This is a genomic window from Lysinibacillus sp. RU7 (assembly GCF_057837305.1).
Window position 1 is genome coordinate 1 of the sequence record NZ_JBYQFK010000070.1, and the last position, 506, is coordinate 506.

General features: G+C 31.6%; 1 pseudogene. It reads left to right on the forward strand.

The features are described 5' to 3' along the window. Nucleotides 1–29: 29 nt before the first annotated feature. Nucleotides 30–506, forward strand: a pseudogene (locus AC3II9_RS21520) (RNA-guided endonuclease TnpB family protein); the annotation flags it as partial.

Here is a 506-nt window from a genome sequence, read left to right on the forward strand (position 1 = left end):
AATATCGAGAGTTGCATCGTAAGAACCGAATGGTAAGAAAACAAGACCATGAAACATTGTCTAATCAACTGTTATCTATGGGCGATACAATTTTCGTAGAAACAATGCCCTTTAAAGGATTTCAAAAACGAAGTAAAAAAACAGAGAAAAATAAAAAAGGTCGATTTAAGAAGAAGAAAAGGTTTGGAAGAACCTTATCGACTCGTGCTCCTTCTATGCTTTTAAGTTGCCTAGAACGGAAGTTAAAGTATAATGGTTTGAAATTAAACAAAGTGAATACAACTAAAGTAAAAGCGAGTCAATATAATCATTTTGATGATACGTATACCAAAAAATCATTGAGCAAGCGTTGGAATGACTTCGATGGCATCAAAGTTCAACGAGATTTGTATGCAGCTTTCCTTTTGATGAACATGGTTAATGATAAAGATTTAGATAAAATAGATAGAGATTTATGCTTTAAAACATTCGATTTATTCCTTAAAAATCACGATGCATTAATTAGT